The organism is Shewanella sp. SM23 (assembly GCF_025654295.1).
Lineage (GTDB): Bacteria > Pseudomonadota > Gammaproteobacteria > Enterobacterales > Shewanellaceae > Shewanella > Shewanella oncorhynchi.
Genome location: NZ_JAKKRM010000007.1, coordinates 220,307 through 226,807, shown reverse-complemented (window position 1 = coordinate 226,807; position 6,501 = coordinate 220,307). Strand labels below are relative to the sequence as shown.

Sequence of the window (6,501 nt, the reverse complement as noted above, 5' to 3'; positions counted from 1 at the left end):
TGGAACCACCTGATCCCATCCCGAACTCAGAAGTGAAACGCAAACGCGCCGATGGTAGTGTGGGGTCTCCCCATGTGAGAGTAGGTCATCGCCAAGCGCCTAATTTAGGTTAACGTGTAAACGTTAAGCTAAAGGAGCGGTAGTTCAGTTGGTTAGAATACCGGCCTGTCACGCCGGGGGTCGCGGGTTCGAGTCCCGTCCGCTCCGCCAACATTAAGAGATAAGCCTCATCGAAAGATGAGGCTTTTTTCGTTATGGCGTCGCGGATAATTCGTGTCAGTGACGCACATGCTTCGGGCTCGAAGCATGTGGTTATCGTCATAGTCGGCCATCCCAATTCCTACGAGTGTACGTTATTGTTATTCGGATCAGTCCGAGATAATTTTAATCTCTTGGCTTGTAGCTGACGCTCTATCCCTACTGGTAACGTCTATTTTTTTCTCGTCCTAATTGACTTAATATCGTTTATATTGAAGTATTTATTATTAAGCAGATACTTAAATTCCAAGAATGATTGAAATTGAGTAATTTGCCCCAAGATCGTCTTAAGTGCTGCAGTTTTGTAGCGTCCATCAATGAGGTCTATGCCATGCTTTATGATTTAACGGTTGTACAATTTAGCAAGATGCTGAAAAATTTAAGCGTTATTCTTGAAAAAGGCGAATGCTTCGCAAACCTCAAGAAAGTTGATATGGCGGTGCTATTAAACTCACGTTTAGCGCCGGATCAATTCAATCTTATTCGCCAAGTTCAAATTGCCTGCGATACTGCCAAAATTGGCGTAGCACGTTTGACTGATAACTTAGATACAGTACCAAAGCATGATGATAGCGAGACGACGCTGGCTGAGTTGCAAGCGCGTATTAGCTCGGTTTTGGATTATTTAGCGACGTTTAAAGCGGATGATTTTGCTAATGCGGCCACGATCCATGTCTCACAACCACGATGGGAAGGAAAATATCTTACAGGTTATGAGTTCGCCATTGAGCACGCTATTCCGAACATTTACTTCCATGTAACAACAGCCTACGCGATTTTGCGCCACAACGGTGTTGAAATTGGCAAGAAAGATTACCTCGGCGCTATGCCATATAAGTCGTAAATCTAGGCTAGATGTAGTACTGTTGCGTAGCCTAATTGTTGCGCAGCAGCGCTTTGCCGCTCGAGCTTACCAACCTTTCTGCATTACTACCTGTTCTTTCTCTACCTATGTTATGCCGCTTTGTCGCCGTGAAATTTAGGACTCGTTAGGGTTCTGTTGCGTCGATGAAGTCAATCAATACTCAGTTTTTCATTTCGACCTTATGTCTCGATCGTCTTCATCCTATCAGCATGTATTTAATCTTGTTGGCTTAGATGAATGATATGGACCGTAAGTCTATGAGTCGCCAAATTATCTGTTACTTAAATAGTGAATGGCGAATTGACTCATTATAGATGACCTGTTTTTTCGTCTAGAGCAGGGATTTACTGGAAGAGCCTATTTAAGGTTCTAATTAAAGGAGTTAGCTATGTCTATCGAATCTCAAGCCGTCGAGAGTCCTACTGATGCAACGACAACTGATTTACCGATGAAGAGCAAGAAAGCCAAAAAAGCCGCCATTACCAGTGGTTTGCGTCTCAAAGACAAGTTGACCCAAGACACTCGCCGCCGAATTGAAATTCTGCACGAGCAACGCCAACTATCCAATCGTTTCGGTGTGGATATTGAAATTGACTAAAGCCTTTGGCTTGTCGCTAAGTATTAGATATCACATCTAGATATTTAGCCAGCATGTACAGCTTCACGACGCCCGTCGTGAGGCTTGCTCACTCTCCTTAAACATTCACTTCTTAAATTTATATTCCATTATCGTGACCATCTCGCCCATATAATCTTCCCGTGAAATCTTTGACCAACCAAGTGTCTGATAAAAGTCTGCTTTGTCTGCGGTAAACAAATATATTTTTTGTAATCCGAGTGCTTTGGCATAATCAACGACGGCATTGACTAATAATTTCCCTAAGCCTTTATTTCGATAGTGTGGATTAACATACACATTGGCGAGCCAAGGACTTAAGTCGGTTCGGCTGTCCATATCGGCGACGATTAATGAAGATGATCCCATCACTTGATTTGCCTGTTCGCAGATAAACATCTTGGGGATGGCGGCGTCAGTTAAATACTCGTTCATTTCCTCAATCAACGTAGTGACTGAAGCATTCGCAGAACTCAAATGTGCCCATGCTTGATGATGCCACTCCGCCAATTGTGGAATGTGTTGCGGGGCCGATTTTAGGTCGATAACTTTCATATAAATCTCTAGACTGATTGCTGAAAGGGGGAATGGGCAAATTATACCCTCTATTGGCTTGCATGAACTTAGTGGTCATAGGCCGAGTGAGTATACCGCTTAATTCGGGATCGGCAGAAATACGCTGGCTTTAAGCCCGCCTTGTTTCGCATGGCTAAAACCGAGTTCGCCTTGATAACTGTCGACGATATCTTTGCAGATAGATAATCCTAAACCATGGCCCTGGATGCTTTCATCTAGCCGAATGCCGCGCTCAATGATAACGGACAGCGCGGCATCGGAGACGCCTTCGCCATCATCACTCACTTCTATCCCATAGCCTGTGGTTGGCACGTTCTGCTGACTGATATGGATCTCAATATTTTTGCTACCATGCTTGCAGGCATTATCCAGCAAGTTGCCTAAGAGTTCGAGTAAGTCATCCCGATCAAACGGCATCACTAAGCCGCTCGTGTAATGGCTATGAATAATGCGGTCTGGGTAAATGCGCTGCATCACTTGAATCAGTGGCGCTAGGTCGTCATCGAGGACAGTATAACGCCCTGGAGTGGACAGGCCGACAATCTTAGTGCGCTTAAGCTCTCTCTCGATGATGTGGTGCAGGTTTGCGAGCACCTTGCCGCCCTCACTCCGCTGTTCTGGTTGAAGGCTTTCTAGGTAGGACTGCAGCCCTTGTAACGGACGTTTCATTTCGTGGGCTAAGTTACCCAAGGCATTACGGGAGCGTTGTACTCGCTGGCCCAATTGATTGACTAAACGATCTATCTCTTCGATCAGTGGGACTATCTCGCTTGGTACTTGGTCAGGATTGATTTCTTGCCCTTGGGTGCGCATTTGCCGGATAGCTTCTGGCATCTGCTCTAAGGGTTTAAAACCGCGTTTAAGTAATTGATACTGTGCTATTAATAGAATAACAATCGTGAGCAACACGGCTGCGCTGGCAAAGGCTAAAAACTGCACTTGGGTTTGTTCGATCTCGCTGATGTCTTCTGTCACCCACAGGATAACTAACTGATCATCTTTGATAACGGCCTGACTGAACATCAGCCAATGTTCTTTGCCGACAAACTCAGTGGCTTGGTGTTGTTCACCAGAGGTCAGCTTAAGCATGTTTACGTTATGGTCGAATAGGGAGCGTGAACGCAGAGTTTGCTCGCCGATTTGAATCGCAAAATAATGCCCAGAATTAACCCTGTGGTACACATTGGGCAAACGGTCGGAGGTGAGCGCCCAAGTGCCATCGGGATTGTGATTCAGGGCGGAGATCAGGCTGTCGGCATCGTGTTGCAATCGAGAGGCAACAAAGTCTTGGGTTAATATTTGGATACCTTGGTACAGAAAATATAATAACAGCACCATGGCAAAGGTGAGCGTGATCAGCAGATTGCGCGTCAGATAACCCTTGAGTGAATACACGCCTTTACTCCTTGAGTCGATAACCTTGGCCGCGGCGGGTTTCGATATAATCCTTGCCTAAGCGTTGGCGCAGGCGGTTGACGTACACTTCGATGACATTGCTGTCTTTGATTTGATCTTCTTCGTAAATGCGTTCACTGAGTTCTGACTTAGAGACGATCTTGCTGGGATTGACCATTAAGTAATGCAGCAGACGATATTCAATCTTAGTCAGCTCTATCACTTCACCATTAACATTGGTGACCGCCTGTTTGTCGACATCGAGGGAGACGCCTGCATGCTGCAACACATTGTCGGCACGGCCAAAGTGGCGGCGGATCAACACTTCGAGCCTTGCGAGTAGTTCTTCAATGTGAAAAGGCTTGCCGAGGTAATCATCCGCACCCGCCTTGAGGCCGTCGACCCGCTCATGCCACGCATCGCGGGCGGTGAGGATCAGCACTGGCATGGCTAAGCCTTTTTGTCGCCATTGGCCGAGGACTTCTAAACCGGGTTTGCCGGGTAAGCCGAGATCGAGGATCACGGCTTCGAAGTTTTCTTCTTCGCCTAAAAAGGCACCGTCGATACCATTATCGGCGTGCTCGACGGTATAACCCGCCTTGTTGAGGGCGGGAATGAGACGCGCGACCAGATCGGTATCATCTTCAATCAATAGCAAACGCATCAGTCGACCTTTTCCTTTAGCCACTCACCGGTTTTGGCGTCAATCTTGATTTCATACACTATGCCATCATCGCGGAGGATTTCGAGCTCGTAGATGATACGACCATGTTTCTGCTCGACTTCTAAGTCCAGCAGCCGTCCCTGTAGGCGTGATTCGTAGCGTTGCATTATGGTGTCGAAGGGTAAAACCTTGCCCTCCTTAACCCACTCGACCACCTTGCTGGAAAGATCATCGTCGTGGGCATCAGTGCTTGGGCTGCTAATCATCCCAACGGCCAAAGCCAGGAATATTAACGGTATCTTCATCGAATATGCCCTTCTCTGCGAGGTTGTGACAATTGCTACATTGACTGAATGAACCGACTTTTGGGTTATCTTGCACCATTCGCCTTGGGATCTCATCGTGTTTGCGAATAAAAAATGCCTGTTCTGTGATCTTTTGCGGCCCCATGCCCGCGAGCCGCGGCGTGCTGTTTTTCATCACCTTACCATTTTGCGCTGCATGTTGAACTAGATATTCCTCAATTCTAGCAGTGACTTGAGGATCTACGCTGGCGTTGTCACCAAAGTGGTTCTCAAGATCTGCGGTAATGGCGCGCCACTTGTCGGCGGGGAGTAAGTTCGCGGGATAAGCCATGTGGCAGCTGCCACATTCTGCCGTGTATTCCGCATTCTGTGGAATGGCGCGGCTGAGCTCGCGGCCATCGTCCGCATAGCCTGTGCCAGTTAAGGTTAGGCTGACACCGATAACGCCAATGGCCAATGCCGCGGCTGTGAGTGATGAGCCGAGGAGCCAGCTAATAGGGTGTGCTTGTTGAGTCATGACATCTTCCTTTTTGTGTCGTTACCTTCTGTGGAAGGTATTGAAATTAATCGATCTAATTAAATGAGTTATTGAATGAGTAATATGGTCGACATTTGGCGGTTATTGCAGGCTTAACCAGAGTAAGGCATCGCCTTTTTCCTGTGGCGTGCAGTCGCGTTTAAAGGTCCAGTTACAGTTACGGGTAAACCATTTCTCAATTTTGGCTGAGTCGGTTAACCGATCTGCGGTAATCGATGGCGCCATAGGGTCAATGGGTTTACGGGTATTTTGGTGCATCCCCATGTCGGTGACTTTGGCTGTATGGCAACTGGCGCAGCTGCGGCCGTCCATGTCCTGTAGCCAAAGCTTTTGTCCTGCGGCGGCGCTAAAGGGTCCTGCGCCTTGGGCTTGATAGCTTTGCAGTTGCGTGCCAATGCGCTCTGCGCTCAGTGGTAGGCTTTGCACTTTAATGTTGGCGGCGCTAACGCTAAGGCTAGTCAGCAGCAAGGTGGAAATCGCGGCAATGGCAAGGCGACTTTTATTCGTGTGTCTGGTTAATCTGTTCATAGGGCATTCCTTTTGGGCTGGATGTCTTATTGCTAAGCAAAATGGCTAATGGATTAATCTTCTTGTTCCACTGGGCGTTGTTTCTTGCCCGTGACCATAGCTCTGACTAAGTTTTCTTTGTGCAATAGGCTGCTGACGATGACGCCGCCAACGTGGATGACCACAAGGAACACTGTGAAGTTGGCAAAGAATTCATGGACTTCTTTTATGGGGCCTTCGGGCAAAGTGGCGAAAAAGCTTGTGGCTAATGGGCCATGTCCGTCGGTGGCGTAGAGGGCCATGCCTGAGAATCCCGTGATGGCTATGCTGGCAATCAAGGCCGCTATCATCATTGCCCCTGCGGGGTTATGGCCTATGTAGTCTTTGGCTTTGCCTGTGATGAGCCCTTTGAGGTACATCAGTACTTCTTTAGGGCGAGTGATAAAGTTGCTAAAGCGCGCATTGTGGGTACCCACAATGCCCCACAGCAGGCGAAACACCAGTAAAATTAAGATGCTATAACCTGCGTAACTGTGGATGGTCATCCACTCGCCTTCGCCTTCAGTGAGGTAGGCTAAGGTAAAAAAGCCGACGAGTGACCAATGGAATATGCGGATCAACAGGTCCCAGACTTTGATGGTTTGCAGTGTGTTTGATGACATGGTGTGACGCTCCTAAGTTGGTTTAGGTGTAGGCTACTTAACCCAAACTTAAACCTCGCTTAAATTTTGAGGCGCGAACATTCAGTGAGTTGGTGGGGTTAGGTTGCGCGCTTGC

Annotated in this window: 9 protein-coding genes, 1 tRNA gene and 1 rRNA gene; 4 read left to right on the top strand and 7 right to left on the bottom strand. The window is 47.6% G+C overall.

The features are described from left to right. The 4 genes from rrf to L5L98_RS11555 all read left to right on the top strand — a co-directional run. Positions 1 to 97 (top strand): 5S ribosomal RNA (gene rrf, locus L5L98_RS11570); the annotation flags it as partial. 36 nt (positions 98 to 133) lie between these two features. Continuing rightward, a tRNA-Asp gene (locus L5L98_RS11565) sits at positions 134 to 210 on the top strand. Between the two features lie 379 nt (positions 211 to 589). Continuing rightward, a complete protein-coding gene (locus L5L98_RS11560; RefSeq protein ID WP_063885021.1) occupies positions 590 to 1,102 on the top strand; it encodes a DUF1993 family protein in 513 nt (170 codons plus the stop codon). A gap of 409 nt (positions 1,103 to 1,511) precedes the next feature. Then, positions 1,512 to 1,721, top strand: a complete 210-nt coding sequence (locus tag L5L98_RS11555) for a hypothetical protein (protein ID WP_105251048.1) — start codon at positions 1,512 to 1,514, stop codon at positions 1,719 to 1,721. 105 nt (positions 1,722 to 1,826) lie between these two features. Here the strand turns inward: L5L98_RS11555 and L5L98_RS11550 are convergent, their stop codons facing one another. From L5L98_RS11550 to L5L98_RS11520, 7 genes are all read right to left on the bottom strand, one after another. Next, positions 1,827 to 2,294: a GNAT family N-acetyltransferase gene (locus tag L5L98_RS11550; RefSeq protein WP_263140895.1), complete on the bottom strand. Its 468-nt coding sequence runs from the start codon at positions 2,292 to 2,294 to the stop codon at positions 1,827 to 1,829. 99 nt (positions 2,295 to 2,393) lie between these two features. Further along, a complete protein-coding gene (locus L5L98_RS11545) occupies positions 2,394 to 3,710 on the bottom strand; it encodes a sensor histidine kinase (RefSeq protein ID WP_263140894.1) in 1,317 nt (438 codons plus the stop codon). A gap of 4 nt (positions 3,711 to 3,714) precedes the next feature. Further along, positions 3,715 to 4,374 carry a response regulator transcription factor gene (locus tag L5L98_RS11540; protein WP_263140891.1) on the bottom strand — a complete coding sequence of 220 codons (660 nt, stop codon included), beginning with the start codon at positions 4,372 to 4,374 and terminating at the stop codon, positions 3,715 to 3,717. Further along, positions 4,374 to 4,640, bottom strand: coding sequence for a PepSY domain-containing protein (locus L5L98_RS11535; RefSeq protein WP_011787607.1), 267 nt, complete (start codon positions 4,638 to 4,640; stop codon positions 4,374 to 4,376). Before L5L98_RS11535 ends, L5L98_RS11540 begins: the two co-directional genes overlap by 1 nt. Beyond that, a complete protein-coding gene (locus L5L98_RS11530) occupies positions 4,633 to 5,196 on the bottom strand; it encodes a diheme cytochrome c (protein ID WP_263140889.1) in 564 nt (187 codons plus the stop codon). The genes L5L98_RS11535 and L5L98_RS11530 overlap by 8 nt, the downstream gene beginning before the upstream one ends. Positions 5,197 to 5,298: 102 nt before the next feature. Next, complete coding sequence (locus tag L5L98_RS11525; RefSeq protein ID WP_263140888.1) at positions 5,299 to 5,745, bottom strand: DUF1924 domain-containing protein; 447 nt, start codon at positions 5,743 to 5,745, stop codon at positions 5,299 to 5,301. A gap of 53 nt (positions 5,746 to 5,798) precedes the next feature. Then, positions 5,799 to 6,386, bottom strand: coding sequence for a cytochrome b/b6 domain-containing protein (locus L5L98_RS11520; protein ID WP_263140886.1), 588 nt, complete (start codon positions 6,384 to 6,386; stop codon positions 5,799 to 5,801). Positions 6,387 to 6,501: the final 115 nt, after the last annotated feature.

What these genes read in the sequence shown, in the direction of transcription:
- L5L98_RS11560 (WP_063885021.1), top strand. Translation starts at nt 590, where the DNA reads ATGCTTTATGATTTAACGGTTGTACAATTTAGCAAGATGCTGAAAAAT.
- L5L98_RS11555 (WP_105251048.1), top strand. Translation starts at nt 1,512, where the DNA reads ATGTCTATCGAATCTCAAGCCGTCGAGAGTCCTACTGATGCAACGACA.
- L5L98_RS11550 (WP_263140895.1), bottom strand. Translation starts at nt 2,294, where the DNA reads ATGAAAGTTATCGACCTAAAATCGGCCCCGCAACACATTCCACAATTG.
- L5L98_RS11540 (WP_263140891.1), bottom strand. Translation starts at nt 4,374, where the DNA reads ATGCGTTTGCTATTGATTGAAGATGATACCGATCTGGTCGCGCGTCTC.
- L5L98_RS11535 (WP_011787607.1), bottom strand. Translation starts at nt 4,640, where the DNA reads ATGATTAGCAGCCCAAGCACTGATGCCCACGACGATGATCTTTCCAGC.
- L5L98_RS11530 (WP_263140889.1), bottom strand. Translation starts at nt 5,196, where the DNA reads ATGACTCAACAAGCACACCCTATTAGCTGGCTCCTCGGCTCATCACTC.
- L5L98_RS11525 (WP_263140888.1), bottom strand. Translation starts at nt 5,745, where the DNA reads ATGAACAGATTAACCAGACACACGAATAAAAGTCGCCTTGCCATTGCC.
- L5L98_RS11520 (WP_263140886.1), bottom strand. Translation starts at nt 6,386, where the DNA reads ATGTCATCAAACACACTGCAAACCATCAAAGTCTGGGACCTGTTGATC.